This is a genomic window from Bacillus sp. SD127, assembly GCF_058566445.1.
Genome location: NZ_CP191226.1, coordinates 1,611,906 through 1,631,552 on the forward strand (window position 1 = coordinate 1,611,906; position 19,647 = coordinate 1,631,552).

The window sequence follows — 19,647 nt, forward strand, 5'->3', positions numbered from 1 at the left end:
AGGAGGGATACATCGCCCTTGCTTCAAACAAAAGGATTCCGAGCGGCTCTTTTGAGCATATTTCTACTATCATTATTAGGAGTTCAGCTGCACACAAAAGCAGAAAAACAAACCGTCTACGTCATTCCCGTTGAAAAAAATGTCGAACAGGGTCTCGCCTCGTTTTTGTCACGTTCGCTACAAGATGCAGAGGCTCAGCATGCAAACCATATTATTCTTGATATTAACACACCGGGAGGACTGGTGAAATCAGCTATTGATATAGCGGACACGATCAACGAAACGGATATCCCGATAACTGCTTATGTAAACAAACGGGCATTGTCTGCTGGTGCATATATCGCGTTACAGGCTGACGCCATTTATATGGCGCCCGGAGGAAAGATGGGAGCCGCGGCGATCATAGACGGTAAAGGCAATGCTGCTGACAAAAAAGCTGAATCATTCTGGCTTGCGGAGCTGGAAGATGCCGCAGCAAAAAACAACCGTGATCCAAAATATGCGCGTGCCATGGCAGACCCTGATGTAGATGCAAGAGAAGCGGGCGCGCCGAAGGGAGATCTGCTTACGCTGAATGCGGAAAAAGCTGTTGACGTAGGCTATTCAGAAGGAACAGTTAACAATCTTTCCGCGCTTGTGAAGAAGCTTGGATACGAAGATGCACATATCAGCTATGCTGAGGAAAGCTTTGCAGAAAAGGCAGCAAGGTGGCTGACCAGTCCGATTGTTGTTCCTATTTTATTGACAATTGCCTTTTTAGGCCTTACTGTTGAGCTTTTTTCTCCTGGTGTCGGTCTGCCTGGAACAGCAGGATTTATCGCATTGATCCTGTTTTTTTACGGACATCTTGCAACGGGTCTTGCCGGATATGAAACGGTTCTCCTCTTTATAGCAGGGGTGATTCTGATCCTGATGGAGATATTCCTCCCCGGAGGAATCATTGGTTTACTTGGCTTGGGAGCAATTGTTGCGAGCTTATTTTTGGCCGCGGGAAGCTTCACAGTCATGGCGGTTTCTCTCTTGATCGCCTCAGCTGTTTCCATTACAGCTTTCATTTTACTGACAAGGGTGTTGGGAAAGCGTATGAAATTCTTTAAGAAATTTATATTAAATGATTCTACAAATACAGAGAGCGGTTATGTATCAAACCAAACGCGAACGGACTTAATCGGCAAGGAGGGCGTGACCTTTACGCCGCTGCGTCCCGCGGGAACCGTCATTATCGATGACGAACGTCTTGATGTGGTATCTGAAGGATTATTTACAGAGAAAGATAAAAAAGTAAAAGTAATCAAAGTGGAAGGCTCGCGCATTGTCGTGAGAGAAATTTAAACAGAAACGAGGAGAAGTAGCATGGACCCATCAACATTAATGATACTGGCTATTGTCGTAGTAGGGATCATTGTCTTAGCTGTATTTTTTACATTTGTACCTGTTATGCTCTGGATTTCAGCTTTAGCAGCTGGAGTTAAAATCAGCATTTTCACTCTAATAGGGATGAGGCTTCGCCGCGTCATACCGAACCGGGTGGTTAATCCGCTGATTAAAGCGCATAAAGCGGGACTCGACGTTGGAACAAATCAGCTTGAAAGCCACTATCTTGCTGGAGGGAATGTAGATAGAGTCGTTAACGCACTTATCGCAGCTCAGCGTGCTAATATTGAGCTTACATTTGAACGCTGTGCAGCCATCGACCTTGCCGGCCGTGATGTATTGGAAGCCGTGCAAATGAGCGTTAATCCGAAGGTCATTGAAACACCGTTTATTGCAGGTGTTGCTATGGACGGAATTGAAGTGAAGGCGAAAGCGAGAATTACAGTAAGAGCCAATATCGACCGCCTTGTCGGGGGTGCGGGTGAGGAAACGATTGTAGCCCGTGTAGGCGAAGGGATCGTCTCTACAATCGGTTCATCCGAAAATCACAAAAAAGTGCTGGAGAACCCTGATATGATTTCTCAAACGGTTCTCGGTAAAGGCCTGGATTCAGGAACCGCCTTTGAAATTCTTTCGATTGATATTGCTGATGTTGACATTGGTAAAAACATCGGGGCGATCTTGCAGACGGATCAGGCAGAGGCCGACAAAAATATTGCACAGGCCAAAGCCGAAGAACGCCGTGCAATGGCTGTTGCTCAAGAGCAGGAAATGCGCGCACGTGTAGAAGAAATGCGAGCTAAAGTGGTTGAAGCCGAAGCGGAAGTGCCGCTTGCGATGGCCGAAGCCCTGCGCGAAGGAAATATCGGTGTCATGGACTACATGAATATTAAAAACATTGATGCAGACACAGATATGCGTGATTCATTCGGTAAATTAACGAAAGACCAATCGGATGAAGACCGCAAATCATAATCTCTCTATGCAGAAGGGAGAATAGTGATGGAAGATATACTGACGAATCCGCTTGTTATTGCAGCGATTATCGGAATTATTTCCACGATTTTCGGCAAAGTGAAAAAAGAAGAAGAAAAAAACAATCAAAATCAAAAAAGAAAAAAGCCGCAGACAATGAAACCTGCTTCTGTTCAAAATAAACAATCAGCTGAAGAAACGCCAGCACCTATTCCAAACCGCTTGGAACAGATGAGACAAGAAGCTGAAGACAGACGGAAGGAAACGGAAAGAAACCTGAAAGGGCTTGAGCGGGATCTTACTGCCGCCAAACATAAATCTGTGTATACCAAGCAAAAACTGCTTCAGGTCAATAAAGACACTGTGGTGCAAGGCATTGTCTTAGGCGAGGTATTCGGTCCGCCAAGGGCAAAAAAACCTCATCACACAATGCGAGCAGCCCGCAAAAATTAAGTGTTAGAACCCTCTTTCAAATCATACATATGAGATGAAAGGGGGTTCTTTTTGTATGGGGCAAAGAAAGAATCGTTTAAAAGCTTGGCTGACAAGAGCATTGGAAATTCCCCCGGACGTTATGATGGATCTGCCGCGGATCACAATGGTCGGCAGACTTCATATCTACATAGAAAACCACAGAGGCCTTCTGCTGTTCAGTGAGAATGAAGTGAGGCTGATGCTGAAGCAGGGCCAGTGCATCATATCAGGAAAAAACTTTGTTATCAAAGCGATTCTTCCGGAAGAAATACTTTTGGAGGGTACGATTGATGTCGTTCGATATGTTGAGTCATAAAGCCGAGGGGGAAATGTTGTGAAAAATAAATGGCTGTCTTTTTTTGGTGGTAAGGTCCAGCTTGAAGTGACGGGACGAGGCATTGAACGGCTCCTTAATGAATGCACAAGAAGAGGGATTCCAATCTTTCATCTGAAAAAAAAGAAAGAAGCCGTCTTGTTATATATACAGCTTCAGGATGTACATGCCTTTCGGCGTGTCAGAAGAGAATTTGACTGTAAAGCCCGTTTTATCAATCGAAAAGGTTTCCCGTTCTTATTGCTGAAATCCAAACTGAATTTAGGTTTTACCATTGGTTTTGCGCTTTTTTTTATCCTATTGTTTTTGCTCTCCAATATGGTGTGGAAAATTGAAGTGACTGGTGCAAAGCCTGAAACGGAGCACCAAATGATGCAGCATTTGAAGGAAATCGGCGTCAAAAAAGGGCGATTGCAATTTTTAATGCAGTCTCCCGAAAAAATACAAAAATCGTTAACCAACGGAATAGACAATATCACTTGGGTCGGAGTCGATTTGAAAGGCACGACCATCCACATGAAAGTTGTGGAGAAAAATGAGCCTGAAAAAGAAAAGTATGTCAGTCCGCGCCACATTGTCGCCAAAAAGAAAGCAACCATTACAAGAATGTTTGTCCAGAAAGGCCAGCCCATGGCCGCAATCCATGATCATGTGGAAAAGGGGCAAATGCTTGTCTCCGGCTTAATCGGAAGCGAAGATGAGCAGCAGGAAGTCGCCTCTAAAGCTGAAATTTACGGCGAGACCTGGTACAGATCTGAAGTAACGGTGCCCCTTGAAACATTATTTAACGTCTATACGGGCAAAGTAAGGACAAAGCACAAGCTTTCTTTTGGCTCATGGGCTTTCCCAATCTGGGGGATAACGCTTAAAAAAGAAGAATTAAAACATCCAAAAACAGAACAAGAGAAGCATTCGCTTCATTTTCTCGGTTTGGAGCTCCCTGTTTCTTATATCAAAGAGCAAACGAGAGAAAGTGAAGAGGCTTTGCGAAAATATACGAAAGAAGAAGCAGTTCAAGAAGGAATCAAAATGGGTAAACGGGATGTAGAGAGTAAAATAGGCGAGGACGGCGAGGTGAAAAGTGAAAAAGTTTTGCACCAGACAGTCGAGAATGGTAAAGTAAAGTTGATTATTCTCTACCAAGTTATAGAAGATATCGTTCAAACCACACCTATTGTCAGGGAGACTGAAGAATGACAGAACATTTACTTGCGATGAATCAAAAACTGAAAAGCCCGGACGAAGCGCTTTCACTGTTCGGGAATCAAGATTCTTTTTTGACACTGATGGAGAAAGATCTGGATGTAAATATCATTACGCGAGGCGAAACGATTTATATTTCAGGCGATGAAGAATCGTTTCAGATTGCCGACAGGCTGCTGGGATCACTTCTCGCATTAATTCGCAAGGGGATAGAGATCTCTGAACGTGATGTGATTTCCGCCATCAAGATGGCAAAAAAGAATGAACTTGAATATTTTGAAAGCATGTACGAAGAAGAAATTACAAAAAACGCAAAAGGCAAATCGATCCGTGTGAAAACCATGGGACAGCGGGAATACGTAGCCGCCATGAAACGAGATGATCTTGTATTTGGCATTGGCCCGGCAGGAACTGGAAAAACGTACCTTGCTGTCGTAAAAGCAGTCCACGCATTGAAAAACGGACATATTAAAAAAATCATTTTAACAAGACCTGCGGTAGAAGCCGGTGAAAGCCTCGGTTTTTTACCAGGTGACCTGAAAGAGAAAGTAGATCCTTATTTGCGCCCGCTGTATGACGCTCTTCATGATGTGCTTGGAACAGATCATACAGAACGTCTGCTGGAAAGAGGAGTCATTGAAATCGCTCCGCTCGCTTATATGAGAGGCCGGACACTTGATGATGCCTATGTTATACTTGATGAAGCACAGAACACTACGCCTGCCCAAATGAAAATGTTTTTGACGAGACTGGGTTTTGGCTCTAAAATGATCATTACAGGTGACGTTAGCCAAATTGATCTGCCGAAAGGCGTCAAATCGGGACTTGCAGTAGCGAGAGAGATGCTGAAAGAAATCGACGGCATTTCTGTGATTGAACTGGACCAGACAGACGTGGTCAGACATCCGCTTGTTGCGAAAATTATTGAAGCATACGATAAGCAAAATTAATCCTGAATGACCCGATCGCGCGTTATCGGGTCATTTTTGCTTATCAGCTTGATTTTCTAGAGGAGGTTCTTGTGTTGAAAAAGAAGGGGAAGACCAAAAGCGGCTCAAAAAATTGGCGCGGCTTTAAAAATGCCCGCTCCATGCATGTACTGCTGTATCTTCTGCTGGCTGCGATTATGTTCGCATTGCTTTTTGTACATGTGAAGCCGGAAACGCTTGATTTAGACCTGTTTTCAGTCAGCGACAAGACCATTTATGCTCCGGCAACCGTGGAAGATCAAAAAGCGACAGAGGAAAAAAAGCAAGCTGCTGAGGATGCGGTCGAAGATCAATATACCTTAAAGAAAGATTATACAGACAATCGAATTGATCTTGTGTCATCGATATTCGACAGTATCAGTGAAGTGAAAAAATCAGCAGAAGAAGACAGCAGTTCACCATCAGAAAAAACAATGATTAAGTCGGTGAAAAATAAGCTGACGTCAGATGTGAATGATTCTATATCAGAGGATGCCATCAAGACTTTGCTGAAGGCGGACCATGAAGATTTTTCATTTGTCAGAGATACTGTCATAACAGCAGTAAACTCAGTGATGAGCAGTGAAATCCCGTCGGATAAATTATCTGAAGCAAAAGATAAAGTGCAAAAAGAACTGAAGAGTAATTCTATCCCGTCTAAATATTTAGGAGCCGCCACGGAAATCGGGCGTTACGCCATTATTCCGAATTACGTCTTCGATCCAAAAGCAACAGAGGCAAAACGCCAGGAAGCGTCAGACAATGTTCAGCAGGTTCAGATCAAACAGGGGCAGGTGCTCGTGGAAGAAAATGACCTCATTGATCGGGAAGTGTACAGAAAACTTGAGCTGACCGGATTGTTAAATAACTCCAATTTGTTCAAACCGATTAGCGGCCTTTTGATTATGATCGGGCTTTTCATTGCTACACTCGTTTACTATTTCGAAAAACAGAATCAAAATCTGAAATTCAAAAACAAGTCGATCCTATTATTCTCCATTATTACAACGCTTTTGCTTGTTATTATGGAGGTTGTCAGTTTATTTCAAAAGATGGAATATAACAATATTGGCTATCTTGTTCCCATTGCGGCCGGTGCAATCTTAATCAAGCTGCTGATGAATGAACGGATCGCTATTTTAGGAAGTATCATTCTTGCGATTTGCGGAAGTATGATGTTTAATCAAGGTGTGACAGGAACATTTAATTATGTCATTGGTATTTATTATTTGATCAGCGGTATTTCCGGTGTTTTGTTTTTAGGAAAACACAATGGCAGATCAAAAATTTTGCAGACCGGGCTTTTTGTGGCGTTTATCAATATGATTGTGGTTCTATCTCTATTATTGATCCAAAACACCGCGCTGTCAGGCTTGGAAATCGGGACGCTCATGCTGATGGGGGTTGTGTCGGGTTTTGCTTCCTCCGTATTAATTATCGGACTTATGCCGTTTTTTGAGACAGGTTTCGGCATTTTGTCCACAATGAGGCTGATCGAGCTGTCCAACCCTAACCATCCGCTGCTTCGAAAAATACTGACAGAAACACCAGGTACATATCACCACAGCGTCATGGTCGCCAATTTGTCAGAGGCCGCCTGCGAGGCGGTAGGGGCAAATGGTTTGCTTGCAAGAGTCGGTGCGTATTATCACGACCTCGGAAAAACAAAGCGGCCGCAATATTTTATTGAAAATCAAATGAATATTGACAATCCGCATGATAAGCTTTCTCCGCAGCTCAGTAAAAATATCATTATTTCGCATACCACTGACGGGGCGAATATGCTGAGAAGCTATAAATTTCCAAAGGAGCTTGTGGATATTGCTGAGCAGCACCACGGGACCTCTCTTTTGAAATTCTTTTATTATAAAGCGAAGGAAAAAGGCGATCAGATTACAGAGGAAGAATTCCGTTACCCGGGGCCGAAGCCGCAGTCGAAAGAAGCCGCGATTATATCAGTGGCAGACAGTGTCGAAGCGGCTGTCAGATCGATGCATAATCCAAATCCTGAACGAATTGAAAAGCTTGTCAGGGGCATTATATCCGATAAGCTTCAGGACGGACAGTTTAGTGAATGCGATTTGACATTTAAAGAGCTTGATACAATCGCAAAAACGCTTTGTGCAACATTAAAAGGAATTTTCCACTCCCGGATTGAATATCCGGAGGCTACTAAGAAGGTGAAATAGATGAGTTTATTGATTGATATCGTAGATGAAACCGGAAGTGTCTCTGAAGAGATGCTTAAAGAAGTAGAAAATCTGCTTCAATTTGCCGCTGAGCGCGAAGGAGTTCAGGACCAGGCTGAGGTTTCTGTCACGATCGTTACCAATGAAGACATTCAGCAGATCAATAAAGAGTATCGGGGAAAGGATACGCCGACAGACGTCATCTCTTTTGCTCTTGAAGAAGAGGGAGAAGACGAAGTTGAAATTGTCGGTGCTGAAATGCCGCCGGTTCTAGGTGATATTATCATCAGTGCAGATCGTACAAGAGAGCAGGCTGAAGAATATAACCATTCTTTCAAGAGAGAGCTTGGCTTTCTAGCGGTACATGGATTCCTGCATCTTTTAGGATATGACCATATGACGAAAGAGGAAGAAGAGGAGATGTTTACTAAGCAAAAGGATTTGCTGGACGCCTATGGACTCAAGAGATCATAGAAATGAGCTGAAGCGATTCCTAATGAGCTTCGTGCACGCAGGGCGGGGCATATGGAGAACGGCGCGGACGGAGCGGAATTTTCAATTTCATGCCGCGGCTGCCTGCGCCGTTATCATTTGCGGTTTTCTCGTTAATCTCAGCCTGACAGAGTGGGCTATTATTTTTCTTTTGATTGGCGGAATGCTTTCACTGGAGCTTTTAAATACAGCTATTGAACACACGGTTGATTTAGTAACAGATAAACATCACCCGCTTGCTAAGGCGGCTAAGGACGCTGCTGCCGGGGCTGTTTGCGTTTTTGCCGTGATTTCGTGTATTATTGGTTTACTTATTTTTTTGCCAAAGCTGTATGGCTGAAAATTCTTACATTTATTTTACATTTTTAGAAATGGGCGTGAAAAAAGGAGCGCCATTATGTAAAATATAAAGTGATAGCGGTACCATTATAGGTAAGAGAGGAACATGTACACATGAACAGACAGAAATTGATAACAGAAGCTTTAAAAGCGCGTGACATGGCATATGCACCGTATTCCAAGTTTAAAGTAGGAGCCGCTCTTCTTACCAAAGATGGAAAAGTGTACAGAGGCTGCAATATAGAGAATGCGGCATACAGCATGTGCAACTGCGCTGAGCGTACCGCTTTGTTTAAAGCTGTTTCTGAAGGCGATACTGAGTTTCAGATGCTGGCAGTAGCTGCTGACACCCCGGGCCCAGTATCACCGTGCGGAGCCTGCCGGCAGGTGATTTCTGAGCTCTGCACAAAGGACGTTATTATCGTGCTGACCAATTTACAAGGACAAATACAAGAAATGACTGCAGAAGAATTATTGCCAGGCGCATTTTCATCGGAGGATTTACATGACGAACGAAAGCTTTAAATCAGGATTTGTATCCATTATCGGAAGACCAAACGTAGGAAAGTCTACTTTTTTGAACAGAGTGATCGGCCAAAAAATCGCGATCATGAGTGATAAACCCCAAACAACAAGAAATAAGGTGCAAGGGGTATTAACGACAGGCACATCACAAACGATTTTTATTGACACACCAGGAATTCATAAGCCTAAGCATAAGCTTGGAGACTTTATGATGAAAGTGGCGCAAAATACATTAAAAGAAGTCGATTTGATCTTATTTATGATCAATGCTGAGGAAGGCTATGGCAAGGGCGACGAGTTCATTATTGAGAAATTGCAGAATACCTCGACACCTGTTTTCTTAATCGTAAACAAAATTGACAAGATCCATCCTGATCAATTGCTTCTGCTAATTGACGAATACCGCAGGCGATATCCTTTTAAGGAAATTGTTCCGATCTCTGCATTAGAGGGAAATAACATTGAAACATTGCTGGCGCAGATTGAAGCATATTTGCCTGAAGGTCCGCAGTTTTATCCGAGTGACCAGGTGACCGATCATCCGGAACGCTTTATCATTTCTGAGTTGATCAGGGAAAAGGTGCTGCATCTGACAAGGGAAGAGATCCCGCACAGCATTGCGGTAAGCATCGAATCGATTAAAGGGCAGGACAACGGGTCCGTGCACGTGGCGGCAACAATTGTGGTCGAACGGGATTCTCAAAAAGGCATTGTCATCGGGAAAAAAGGCAGCCTGCTGAAAGAAGTCGGAAAAAGAGCGAGAGCGGATATCGAGGCCCTCTTAGGTTCTCGCGTCTATCTAGAATTGTGGGTAAAAGTGCAGAAAGACTGGCGTAACAAAATGTCCCAGCTTCGCGACTTCGGCTTTAAAGAGGATGAATATTAATCACTTGCTGTGTCATTATCTCACATGAACAGGGATACATTAGCAAATTTTGTTTAACATGAAATGGAGGACATCTGGTCAAGATAAAGGTAAGAATTTGGAGTTTAGGTAAGCTAGTTTAACTACAGAAAGGTGGGTTTCTTGTGTTGAATTTTACCTGGAACGTATTTTCTCAAACAGGAAATGTTGATACGTATCTTCTTTTTAAAGAACTGGAAAAAGAGAACATGGAAAGACCCGAAGAACTAGAAGATGAGCTAGCCCGATTTGATTTTCCAATTTTATAGACCTCTTGACCGCTCCTGTTTTAGGAAGGTGCGGAAATGCTGACAAAATGTGAAGGAATCGTTCTTCGTACCAATGATTACGGAGAGACGAATAAAATTGTTACTTTACTGACAAGAGAACACGGAAAAATAGGTGTTATGGCCAGAGGAGCCAAAAAACCGAACAGCCGTTTATCAGCAGTCAGCCAGTCCTTTTTGTATGGTTCATTCCTAATGCAGAAAACAACAGGCCTCGGAACCCTTCAGCAGGGTGAAATGATCCTCAGCATGAGAGGTATCAGAGAGGATTTGTTTTTAACTGCATATGCAGCTTTTATTGCTGAGCTCGTTGACAAAGGCACAGAAGAAAAAAAACCAAATCCCTATTTGTTTGAATTTATTTTAGAATCCTTTAAACAGCTTGACGAAGGAACAGACCCGGATGTTATTACCTTCATTGTTCAAATGAAGATGCTTGCTGTGATGGGACTGTATCCTGAGCTTAATCACTGTGTGCATTGTAAAAGCCAGGATGGGACATTCCATTTTTCTGTTCGCGATAACGGTTTTATTTGTCATCGCTGCTTTGACAAAGACCCTTACAAGGTGCCGATTAAACCGCAAACGGCAAGGCTTTTGAGACTGTTTTATTACTTCGATCTTTCAAGGATTGGCAATGTGTCTTTAAAGCAGGAAACGAAAAATGAATTAAAGCAAGTTATTGACTTGTACTACGAAGAATATTCAGGGGTTTATCTGAAATCGAAGCGTTTTTTAGATCAAATGGAGAGCATGAAACATCTTATGGGTGAAAACAAAAGTTGACATATGGCCCATCTTTTTATATGATCATTTATTATAAAATATGTTGCAGTGAGAGAAAGAAGTACTTGCGTTTACCTCATAAAAGCGACCTTAGGACGGTGTAAGCTAAGGATGAGCGCGCAACGAAAGGCATTCTTGAGCAATTTTAAAAAAGAGGCTGGGATTTTGTTCTCAGCAACTAGGGTGGAACCGCGGGAGAACTCTCGTCCCTATGTTTGCGGCTGGCAAGCATAGAGACGGGAGTTTTTTGGTTGCTGCCGCAGCAATTTTATGAAAGAAAAGTGGAGGTGCTTGAAATGAATATTCAAGACATGATTCTAACCCTGCAGAAGCATTGGTCTAATGAAGGCTGTGTGCTCATGCAGGCATACGATGTAGAAAAAGGGGCCGGCACGATGAGCCCGTATACATTTTTGCGCAGTATCGGTCCTGAGCCGTGGAAAGTGGCTTACGTTGAGCCGTCAAGACGCCCAGCTGACGGCCGATACGGAGAAAACCCGAACAGACTCTATCAGCATCATCAATTTCAGGTCATCATTAAACCATCACCTGATAACATTCAAGAGCTGTATTTAGACTCTTTGCGCGCTCTCGGAATTGATCCGCTTGAGCATGACATCCGTTTTGTTGAGGACAACTGGGAGAATCCGTCTTTAGGCTGTGCGGGTCTTGGCTGGGAAGTCTGGCTTGACGGAATGGAAATTACACAATTCACGTATTTCCAGCAGGTTGGGGGACTTGAGTGTAAGCCTGTTTCCGTGGAAATTACATATGGAATTGAGCGTCTGGCCTCTTATATACAGGATAAAGAAAATGTATTTGATCTTGAGTGGACGTCAGGGTTTACTGTGAAAGATTTATTTATGATGGCTGAGTACGAGCATTCCGTTTATACATTTGAAACATCTGACGTTGATATGCTGTTCCAATTATTCAGCACGTATGAAAAAGAAGCGATCAAGCAAATGGATAACGGTCTTGTGCATCCCGCATATGACTACGTGCTTAAATGCTCGCACACATTCAACCTTCTTGACGCCAAAGGGGCAATCTCTGTTACAGAGCGGACAGGCTATATCGGAAGAGTGCGGAATTTAGCAAGAAAAGTCGCAAAAACCTATTATGAGGAACGAGAAAAACTAGGGTTCCCAATGCTTAAAGGGGAGGGTTCTTCTCATGAGTAAACAGGATTTACTTTTAGAGATCGGATTAGAGGAAATGCCGGCGCGCTTTTTGAATGAAAGCATGGTTCAGCTTGGCGAAAAGCTGACAGGCTGGCTTGCAGAAAAAAATATTGTACACGGTGAAGTGAAGCTTTTTAATACACCGAGACGCCTTGCTGTTTTCATAAAGGGTGTAGCAGAAAAGCAGGATGATATAAAAGAAGAAGCAAAAGGGCCTGCAAAAAAAATCGCCCTTGATGCTGACGGCAACTGGACAAAAGCGGCGATTGGGTTTTCAAAAGGCCAAGGTGCCAGCGTGGAAGACTTGTACATGAAAGAAATAAAAGGCACGGAATATGTTTTTGTGCAAAAATTCCAAGCAGGACAAGAAACCAAAACGCTTCTGCCTGAACTGAACAGCTTAATTACAAGCCTCCATTTCCCGAAAAACATGAGATGGGGAAATGAAGATCTGCGTTATATCCGTCCGATTAAATGGATTGTCGCTTTATTTGGCCAGGATGTCATTCCGTTTGCAATCACAAATGTTGAGTCAGGCCGGACGACACAGGGGCACCGGTTCCTGGGGCATGAAGTGTCTATTGAATCACCTTCAAGTTATGAAGAACAGCTGAAACAGCAGCATGTTATTGCTGATCCAAATGTTCGCAAACAGATGATTCAATCGCAGCTGGAAGCAATGGCCGAAGAAAACAATTGGAGTATTCCGGTTGACGAGGATCTCCTTGATGAAGTCAATCATTTAGTAGAATATCCGACGGCTCTTTACGGCTCATTTGAATCTGAGTTTCTGTCCATTCCTGAGGAAGTGCTTGTAACGACAATGAAAGAGCATCAGCGCTATTTCCCTGTTAAAGACAAAAACGGAGATTTGCTGCCTTACTTTATCACAGTCCGTAACGGAAACAGCCACGCGATCGAAAATGTCGCACGAGGCAATGAAAAAGTGCTGCGTGCTCGTTTGTCAGATGCTTCTTTCTTCTACAAGGAAGACCAGAAACTGAACATTGATGAAAATGTGAAGAAGCTTGAAAACATTGTGTTCCATGAAGAGCTTGGCTCTCTTGCTGATAAGGTAAGAAGAGTAACAGCGATCGCAGAGAAGCTTGCTGTCCGTCTTCAAGCTGATGAAGATACATTAAAACATGTGAAACGTGCTGCTGAAATTTCTAAATTCGACCTTGTGACACACATGATATATGAGTTCCCTGAGCTTCAAGGAATTATGGGTGAAAAGTATGCGAGAATGCTTGGCGAACATGATGCTGTAGCCGCAGCTGTCAACGAACACTATATGCCTAGATCTGCAGGCGGAGAAACGCCTTCCACTTTCACTGGGGCGGTAGTTGCCATGGCGGATAAGCTGGATACAATCGCATCCTTCTTCTCTATTGGCGTCATTCCGACTGGTTCACAGGATCCTTACGGTTTGCGCCGCCAAGCGAGCGGGATTGTCGCTATTCTGCTTGACCGGAACTGGGGCATTTCGTTTGAAGAGCTGCTGACTTTCGTACAAACCGAAAAAGAAACCGAACTGTTAGATTTCTTCACTCAGCGTCTAAAATACGTCTTAAATGCGGAGCAGATCAGACATGATGTAATAGATGCCGTGCTGGAAAGCTCTGAGCTTGAGCCATATTCGGCGCTCCACAAAGCACAAGTGCTGGAACAAAAACTGGGTGCGCCAGGCTTTAAGGAAACAGCAGAAGCTTTAGGCCGAGTGATTTCTATCAGCAAAAAAGGAGTTCGCGCGGAAATTCAGCCTGATTTATTCGAAAATGAATACGAAGCGAAGCTGTACGAAGCTTATCAAACTGCTAAACAAAATCTGCAGGAAAGCTTCAGCAAAAAGGATTATGAGGCGGCACTTACTTCCCTTGCGGCCTTGAAGGAACCGATTGATGCTTATTTCGACCATACGATGGTTATTGCTGATAATGAGACATTAAAGGCAAACCGATTAGCGCAAATGGTAAGCTTGGCGGATCAGATCAAGTCCTTTGCTAATATGAATGCCCTTATTGTAAAATAAAGAAAGAAAAGGCGGTTGCTGTGTGATCGGTAATCGTCTTTTCCCCATTTGAAAGTTTTTTTGTTTGATTACAAAGCATTTACGTTATAATATGGTTTATTATTTCTTTACATAGATACGAAGTGAAAAGGTGGTGAGTACGATCGAACTAAATAAACGGCAAGAACATATTTTGCAGATTGTAAAAGAAAACGGACCGATTACAGGGGAGCATATTGCCGAACAGCTGAATTTAACAAGAGCAACACTGCGTCCGGATTTAGCCATACTCACCATGTCAGGTTTCCTTGAGGCGCGCCCGAGAGTCGGTTATTTCTATACTGGAAAAACCGGCACGCAGCTTTTGGCAGATAAACTGAAAAAGCTTCAGGTGAAAGACTTTCAATCTATCCCCGTTGTTATTCACGAGAACGTTTCTGTATATGATGCGATTTGCACCATGTTTTTAGAAGATGTAGGTACTCTGTTTGTAGTGGACCGTGATGCTGTTTTAGTCGGAGTGCTTTCACGAAAGGATTTACTACGAGCCAGCATCGGCCAGCAGGAGCTTACTTCTGTCCCTGTGCACATTATTATGACTAGAATGCCGAATATTACAGTGTGCAGACGCGAGGATTATGTGATGGACATTGCAAAGCACTTAATTGAAAAACAAATCGATGCGCTGCCTGTCATCAAAGATACCGATAAAGGATATGAAGTGATCGGCAGAGTGACGAAAACAAATATGACCAAAATACTTGTCAGTTTATCAGAAAATGAAATCCTATAAGAGCGCAGACTAACGGGGGGATAATATGAATAACCGCATCATCTATGTTGTATCGGATTCCGTCGGTGAAACGGCCGAATTGGTAGTCAAAGCTGCATTAAGCCAATTTAACGGCTCAGCGGATGATACACATGTAAGAAGAATTCCTTATGTTGAAGACATTGGCACTATCAATGAAGTGATTTCACTTGCAAAAGCAGATGGAGGCATTATCTGTTTTACACTTGTGGTGCCGGAAATAAGAGAATATTTGATTGCCGAAGCGGAAAAAGCAAATGTTTTATATTATGATATTATCGGCCCGTTAATTGATAAAATGGAAACAGCCTACGGTTTAACGGCGAAATATGAACCGGGACGGGTCCGCCAGCTTGATGAAGATTATTTCAAAAAGGTCGAAGCGATTGAATTTGCTGTTAAATACGATGATGGGCGTGACCCACGAGGCATTTTAAAAGCTGATATCGTTTTGATCGGTGTATCGAGAACCTCTAAAACACCGTTATCTCAATATCTTGCCCACAAGCGGCTGAAGGTTGCCAATGTTCCGATTGTTCCGGAGGTTGACCCGCCGGAAGAGCTCTTTAATGTTGACCCGAAAAAATGCATCGGCCTGAAGATTAGTCCGGATAAACTGAATCATATCAGAAAAGAACGGTTAAAATCGCTTGGCCTCAATGACAAGGCCATCTATGCAAATATCAACAGAATTAAAGAGGAACTGGAATATTTCGAAAAGATCGTGGATCGAATCGGCTGCCAGGTTGTAGATGTTTCAAATAAAGCAGTAGAAGAAACAGCAAATATTATCCATCATCTCAAAACGAAAAACATGTAACTCAGGACGCTCTATCCTGGGTTTTTGACTTTGCCAAAAGGGAATAATGAAAAACAATAGCATCTTTGTGAAGTTTGTATTATAATAAAAAATTGTGATAAAATGATTAATTTTAGGTTTAAGGTTAGTGTGATACGAATAAACTATTATGGGTAAGATGTCAAGAATTTCTCCCGGAAATTTTTCGACAAATTCATATACACCCGCATTTTTGCAGGGTGTGCGATTTTGCTTGCTTTTATGCAGGAGTTTAATGGAGGGATGGAGAATTACTCTTCTTAATGAAAAAGAAAAGACGATTTTTGTCGATGCTGATGCTTGTCCCGTAAAAGACGAAATTTTACAAACAGCATCCGATTATGAAGTTCAAGTTCTTTTTGTCGCTTCATTTGAACATTACCAGCTTTCAAGAAGTCAGGAAGAAAAATGGAAGTATGTTGATCCTCATAAAGAAGCTGCTGATTTATATATCGCAAATCATGTAAAACCGGGAGATGTCGTGGTGACGCAGGATATTGGTTTAGCATCCCTGCTTGTGAACAGGAATGTCACCGTCATGTCGGAGAGAGGGCGTCTTTACAAGGAAGATACGATTGATTTTGCCCTTGAAGGCCGTCATGTTTCCGGCAAACAAAGGAGAAAAGGCATATATGCCAAAGGGCCTAAAAAATTGAATCATGAAGATCGAGAACGATTTGTTACACTGCTGCAAAAAATCCTGTCGAACGATGAAGGGATTTTGCACTAAAACATCGAATAATGTACGACGGAGTGTTATAAGATGGGAAATCGGATACCAGATGAAATTGTAGACAAGGTGCAAAAGTCGGCAGATATCGTTGAAGTCATAGGTGATTATGTTCAATTAAAGAAGCAAGGCCGAAACTACTTTGGACTCTGTCCTTTTCACGGAGAAAGCACACCTTCGTTTTCCGTATCGCCAGACAAACAGATTTTTCATTGCTTCGGCTGCGGAGCGGGCGGCAATGTTTTCTCTTTTTTGAGGCAGATGGAGGGCTATTCGTTTGCGGAGTCGGTTTCCCACCTTGCGGACAAATACCACATTGATTTTCCAGATGATATAACGGTTCACACCGCAGTCCGGCCAGAATCCTCCGGAGAACAAAAAATGGCGGAGGCTCATGAGCTTCTGAGGAAATTTTACCATCATTTGTTAATAAATACAAAAGAAGGTCAAGAAGCGCTGGATTATTTGCTTGCAAGAGGGTTTACAAAAGAGTTGATTGATGAATTTCAGATCGGCTATGCTCTTGATTCTTGGGATTTCATAACAAAATTTCTCGTCAAGCGGGGCTTCAGTGAAACACAAATGGAAAAAGCGGGTCTGCTAATCAGACGCGAAGACGGAAGCGGATATTTTGACCGTTTCAGAAACCGGATCATGTTTCCGATCCATGACCATCATGGAGCTGTTGTGGCTTTCTCAGGCCGAGCGCTTGGCAGCCAGCAGCCGAAATATATGAACAGTCCGGAAACGCCGCTTTTTCATAAAAGCAAGCTGCTTTATCATTTTCACAAGGCCCGGCTTCATATCAGAAAGCAGGAAAGAGCTGTCTTATTTGAGGGATTCGCTGATGTCATATCAGCGGTAAACTCAGGCGTAAAAGAGAGTATAGCGACGATGGGCACGTCTCTGACAGATGATCATGTAAAGATTCTGAGAAGAAACGTGGAGGAAATCATTCTTTGCTATGACTCTGATAAAGCCGGATATGAAGCCACCTTGAAAGCTGCGGAGCTTCTTCAGAAAAAAGATTGTAAAGTCAGAGTCGCTATGATCCCTGACGGATTGGACCCTGACGATTACATTAAACAGTACGGCGGAGAAAAATTCAAAAACGACATTGTCGATGCAAGCGTTACGGTAATGGCGTTTAAAATGCAATATTTCCGCAAAGGAAAGAACCTGGCCGATGAAGGCGATCGATTAGCCTACATTAAAGAAGTGCTTAAAGAAATCAGCGCGCTGTCAGGATCACTTGAACAGGAAGTCTATGTGAAACAGCTTGCTTCCGAATTTTCGATTTCCCAGGAGTCATTAACTGAGCAGCTGACTGTATTCGGCAGGCAAAACAAACCTGCTGACAGCAGCGGTGAAACGAAAACAAGAAGAGCGCATTTGACAACTAAGGCAAGGCAAAAGCGGCTGCGCCCGGCGTATGAAAATGCAGAAAGGCTTTTACTGGCGCATATGCTTCGTGACAGGGGCGTCATAAAAAAAGTCATTGACCGGGTCGGGTTTGAATTTAATATTGATGAACACCGCGCTTTGGCAGCCTATCTGTACGCTTTTTATGAAGAGGGTGCCGAGCTGACGCCTCAGCACCTTATGGCCAGGGTGACGGATGATCATATAAGCCAGGTACTGTCTGATATTTTAATGCTTCAGATTAATCAAGAACTCAGCGAGGCCGAGTTATCAGATTATGTGAAAAAAGTGTTGAATCACAGAAAATGGTCAATGATAAAAGAAAAAGAGGCGGAAAGAGCCGAAGCCGAAAGGCAAAAAGATTTTTTGAGAGCGGCATCTCTGGCTCAAGAAATCGTTACTTTGAACCGATCTTTAAAATAACCGGGACAACTGATGAGGAGCTTTCATTGGCAATGATTCCTTGCGGAGGAGCAAATAGATCGCTTGACCTCATCATGAATTGTCATTTCATTATTCGCACATTGTTAAAGGCAGTTCACATAGAAAACGCCTGAATGGACCGAATAAGAATCATACCGCTTTTAGAATTCGTTGCAAGCTTTGGAAGGAGGGATCCATAATGGCTGATAAACAAACCCACGAAACTGAATTAACATTCGACCAAGTGAAAGAACAATTAACCGAGTCTGGTAAAAAACGTGGCGTTTTGACATATGAAGAAATTGCTGAGCGTATGTCCAGCTTTGAGATTGAATCAGACCAAATGGATGAGTATTATGAATTTTTAGGTGAACAAGGTGTTGAATTAATTAGTGAGAATGAAGAAACAGAAGATCCTAATATTCAGCAGCTTGCCAAAGCCGAAGAAGAATTTGACCTTAATGACCTAAGTGTACCGCCTGGTGTCAAAATCAATGACCCAGTTCGTATGTATTTAAAGGAAATCGGCCGGGTTAACCTTCTTTCTGCAAAGGAAGAAATCGCCTATGCGCAAAAAATTGAAGAAGGTGATGAAGAATCCAAACGCAGATTGGCTGAAGCGAACCTGCGGCTTGTTGTCAGCATCGCCAAACGGTACGTCGGACGCGGAATGCTGTTCCTTGACCTGATCCAAGAAGGTAACATGGGTCTGATGAAAGCCGTTGAGAAATTTGATTACCGTAAGGGTTATAAATTCAGTACGTATGCTACGTGGTGGATCAGACAGGCGATTACACGCGCCATTGCCGATCAGGCGAGAACGATCCGGATCCCCGTTCATATGGTTGAAACCATTAATAAATTAATCCGCGTACAGCGTCAGCTATTGCAAGACTTAGGCAGAGAGCCAACACCTGAAGAAATTGCGGAAGACATGGATTTGACACCTGAAAAAGTACGTGAAATCTTAAAAATAGCACAAGAGCCAGTGTCTCTTGAAACACCGATCGGTGAAGAGGATGATTCCCATCTTGGTGATTTCATCGAAGATCAAGAGGCTACTTCACCTTCAGATCACGCGGCATACGAGCTATTGAAAGAGCAGCTTGAAGACGTGCTTGATACGTTAACAGATCGTGAAGAAAATGTATTGCGGCTTCGATTCGGTCTTGATGACGGACGTACAAGAACATTGGAAGAGGTCGGCAAGGTATTTGGAGTTACGAGAGAGCGTATTCGACAAATCGAAGCGAAAGCGTTGCGGAAACTAAGACATCCTAGCAGAAGTAAACGTTTGAAAGATTTTCTAGAATAAGATGGAACGGGTCTTGCAGATCCGTTCTTCTTTTTTTAAAAAGATATATGGATAATATGCCTT

General features: G+C 43.0%; 20 protein-coding genes and 1 other annotated feature. All 20 genes read left to right on the plus strand.

Annotation, left to right across the window (positions count from 1 at the left end; translation table 11 throughout):
• Positions 1 to 18 precede the first annotated feature (18 nt).
• Positions 19 to 1,332, plus strand: coding sequence for an NfeD family protein (locus ACQVGS_RS08310; protein ID WP_059293575.1), 1,314 nt, complete (start codon positions 19 to 21; stop codon positions 1,330 to 1,332).
• Positions 1,333 to 1,353: 21 nt separating this feature from the next.
• The gene (floA, locus tag ACQVGS_RS08315) at positions 1,354 to 2,349 is read left to right on the plus strand and encodes a flotillin-like protein FloA (RefSeq protein ID WP_024122095.1); all 996 of its coding nucleotides are present in this window, start codon (positions 1,354 to 1,356) and stop codon (positions 2,347 to 2,349) included.
• Between the two features lie 27 nt (positions 2,350 to 2,376).
• Positions 2,377 to 2,802 carry a YqfB family membrane protein gene (locus ACQVGS_RS08320; protein ID WP_024122094.1) on the plus strand — a complete coding sequence of 142 codons (426 nt, stop codon included), beginning with the start codon at positions 2,377 to 2,379 and terminating at the stop codon, positions 2,800 to 2,802.
• Between the two features lie 55 nt (positions 2,803 to 2,857).
• Positions 2,858 to 3,139 carry a sporulation protein YqfC gene (yqfC, locus tag ACQVGS_RS08325; RefSeq protein WP_024122093.1) on the plus strand — a complete coding sequence of 94 codons (282 nt, stop codon included), beginning with the start codon at positions 2,858 to 2,860 and terminating at the stop codon, positions 3,137 to 3,139.
• 18 nt (positions 3,140 to 3,157) lie between these two features.
• Positions 3,158 to 4,354, plus strand: coding sequence for a sporulation protein YqfD (gene yqfD, locus ACQVGS_RS08330; RefSeq protein ID WP_024122092.1), 1,197 nt, complete (start codon positions 3,158 to 3,160; stop codon positions 4,352 to 4,354).
• Entirely contained in the window at positions 4,351 to 5,310 is a 960-nt protein-coding gene (locus ACQVGS_RS08335; protein WP_024122091.1) for a PhoH family protein, read from the plus strand. The genes yqfD and ACQVGS_RS08335 overlap by 4 nt, the downstream gene beginning before the upstream one ends.
• 71 nt (positions 5,311 to 5,381) lie before the next feature.
• Positions 5,382 to 7,517, plus strand: a complete 2,136-nt coding sequence (gene pgpH, locus ACQVGS_RS08340) for a cyclic-di-AMP phosphodiesterase PgpH (RefSeq protein WP_106020117.1) — start codon at positions 5,382 to 5,384, stop codon at positions 7,515 to 7,517.
• Positions 7,518 to 7,991 carry an rRNA maturation RNase YbeY gene (gene ybeY, locus ACQVGS_RS08345; protein WP_010334982.1) on the plus strand — a complete coding sequence of 158 codons (474 nt, stop codon included), beginning with the start codon at positions 7,518 to 7,520 and terminating at the stop codon, positions 7,989 to 7,991. It begins immediately after the preceding gene.
• Complete coding sequence (locus ACQVGS_RS08350) at positions 7,972 to 8,349, plus strand: diacylglycerol kinase family protein (protein WP_101864544.1); 378 nt, start codon at positions 7,972 to 7,974, stop codon at positions 8,347 to 8,349. The genes ybeY and ACQVGS_RS08350 overlap by 20 nt, the downstream gene beginning before the upstream one ends.
• Positions 8,350 to 8,462: 113 nt before the next feature.
• The gene (cdd, locus tag ACQVGS_RS08355; protein ID WP_024122088.1) at positions 8,463 to 8,873 is read left to right on the plus strand and encodes a cytidine deaminase; all 411 of its coding nucleotides are present in this window, start codon (positions 8,463 to 8,465) and stop codon (positions 8,871 to 8,873) included.
• A complete protein-coding gene (gene era, locus ACQVGS_RS08360) occupies positions 8,854 to 9,759 on the plus strand; it encodes a GTPase Era (protein ID WP_101864543.1) in 906 nt (301 codons plus the stop codon). The genes cdd and era overlap by 20 nt, the downstream gene beginning before the upstream one ends.
• A 143-nt stretch (positions 9,760 to 9,902) precedes the next feature.
• Positions 9,903 to 10,046, plus strand: coding sequence for a YqzL family protein (locus ACQVGS_RS08365; RefSeq protein WP_024122087.1), 144 nt, complete (start codon positions 9,903 to 9,905; stop codon positions 10,044 to 10,046).
• Positions 10,047 to 10,082: 36 nt separating this feature from the next.
• The gene (recO, locus tag ACQVGS_RS08370; protein WP_127696758.1) at positions 10,083 to 10,850 is read left to right on the plus strand and encodes a DNA repair protein RecO; all 768 of its coding nucleotides are present in this window, start codon (positions 10,083 to 10,085) and stop codon (positions 10,848 to 10,850) included.
• Positions 10,851 to 10,889: 39 nt separating this feature from the next.
• Positions 10,890 to 11,064, plus strand: a binding site (T-box leader).
• A gap of 82 nt (positions 11,065 to 11,146) precedes the next feature.
• A complete protein-coding gene (gene glyQ / locus ACQVGS_RS08375; RefSeq protein ID WP_010334976.1) occupies positions 11,147 to 12,034 on the plus strand; it encodes a glycine--tRNA ligase subunit alpha in 888 nt (295 codons plus the stop codon).
• Positions 12,027 to 14,066 carry a glycine--tRNA ligase subunit beta gene (glyS, locus tag ACQVGS_RS08380; RefSeq protein ID WP_400153481.1) on the plus strand — a complete coding sequence of 680 codons (2,040 nt, stop codon included), beginning with the start codon at positions 12,027 to 12,029 and terminating at the stop codon, positions 14,064 to 14,066. The genes glyQ and glyS overlap by 8 nt, the downstream gene beginning before the upstream one ends.
• A gap of 133 nt (positions 14,067 to 14,199) precedes the next feature.
• A complete protein-coding gene (ccpN, locus tag ACQVGS_RS08385) occupies positions 14,200 to 14,838 on the plus strand; it encodes a transcriptional regulator CcpN (protein WP_024122084.1) in 639 nt (212 codons plus the stop codon).
• Positions 14,839 to 14,863: 25 nt separating this feature from the next.
• Complete coding sequence (locus ACQVGS_RS08390; RefSeq protein ID WP_003237056.1) at positions 14,864 to 15,676, plus strand: pyruvate, water dikinase regulatory protein; 813 nt, start codon at positions 14,864 to 14,866, stop codon at positions 15,674 to 15,676.
• Between the two features lie 253 nt (positions 15,677 to 15,929).
• Positions 15,930 to 16,424 (plus strand): YaiI/YqxD family protein, encoded by a 495-nt coding sequence (locus ACQVGS_RS08395; RefSeq protein WP_024122083.1) that lies wholly within the window; start codon positions 15,930 to 15,932, stop codon positions 16,422 to 16,424.
• A 33-nt stretch (positions 16,425 to 16,457) separates the two neighbouring features.
• Complete coding sequence (gene dnaG, locus ACQVGS_RS08400) at positions 16,458 to 18,269, plus strand: DNA primase (RefSeq protein ID WP_185848816.1); 1,812 nt, start codon at positions 16,458 to 16,460, stop codon at positions 18,267 to 18,269.
• 199 nt (positions 18,270 to 18,468) lie between these two features.
• A complete protein-coding gene (gene rpoD / locus ACQVGS_RS08405; RefSeq protein ID WP_003226225.1) occupies positions 18,469 to 19,584 on the plus strand; it encodes an RNA polymerase sigma factor RpoD in 1,116 nt (371 codons plus the stop codon).
• The last annotated feature ends 63 nt before the right edge of the window (positions 19,585 to 19,647 follow it).

What these genes read in the sequence shown, in the direction of transcription:
- glyQ (WP_010334976.1), top strand. Translation starts at nt 11,147, where the DNA reads ATGAATATTCAAGACATGATTCTAACCCTGCAGAAGCATTGGTCTAAT.
- glyS (WP_400153481.1), top strand. Translation starts at nt 12,027, where the DNA reads ATGAGTAAACAGGATTTACTTTTAGAGATCGGATTAGAGGAAATGCCG.
- dnaG (WP_185848816.1), top strand. Translation starts at nt 16,458, where the DNA reads ATGGGAAATCGGATACCAGATGAAATTGTAGACAAGGTGCAAAAGTCG.
- ACQVGS_RS08335 (WP_024122091.1), top strand. Translation starts at nt 4,351, where the DNA reads ATGACAGAACATTTACTTGCGATGAATCAAAAACTGAAAAGCCCGGAC.
- ACQVGS_RS08320 (WP_024122094.1), top strand. Translation starts at nt 2,377, where the DNA reads ATGGAAGATATACTGACGAATCCGCTTGTTATTGCAGCGATTATCGGA.
- cdd (WP_024122088.1), top strand. Translation starts at nt 8,463, where the DNA reads ATGAACAGACAGAAATTGATAACAGAAGCTTTAAAAGCGCGTGACATG.
- floA (WP_024122095.1), top strand. Translation starts at nt 1,354, where the DNA reads ATGGACCCATCAACATTAATGATACTGGCTATTGTCGTAGTAGGGATC.
- ybeY (WP_010334982.1), top strand. Translation starts at nt 7,518, where the DNA reads ATGAGTTTATTGATTGATATCGTAGATGAAACCGGAAGTGTCTCTGAA.
- ACQVGS_RS08350 (WP_101864544.1), top strand. Translation starts at nt 7,972, where the DNA reads ATGGACTCAAGAGATCATAGAAATGAGCTGAAGCGATTCCTAATGAGC.
- rpoD (WP_003226225.1), top strand. Translation starts at nt 18,469, where the DNA reads ATGGCTGATAAACAAACCCACGAAACTGAATTAACATTCGACCAAGTG.
- yqfC (WP_024122093.1), top strand. Translation starts at nt 2,858, where the DNA reads ATGGGGCAAAGAAAGAATCGTTTAAAAGCTTGGCTGACAAGAGCATTG.
- era (WP_101864543.1), top strand. Translation starts at nt 8,854, where the DNA reads ATGACGAACGAAAGCTTTAAATCAGGATTTGTATCCATTATCGGAAGA.
- recO (WP_127696758.1), top strand. Translation starts at nt 10,083, where the DNA reads ATGCTGACAAAATGTGAAGGAATCGTTCTTCGTACCAATGATTACGGA.
- ACQVGS_RS08390 (WP_003237056.1), top strand. Translation starts at nt 14,864, where the DNA reads ATGAATAACCGCATCATCTATGTTGTATCGGATTCCGTCGGTGAAACG.
- ACQVGS_RS08395 (WP_024122083.1), top strand. Translation starts at nt 15,930, where the DNA reads ATGGAGGGATGGAGAATTACTCTTCTTAATGAAAAAGAAAAGACGATT.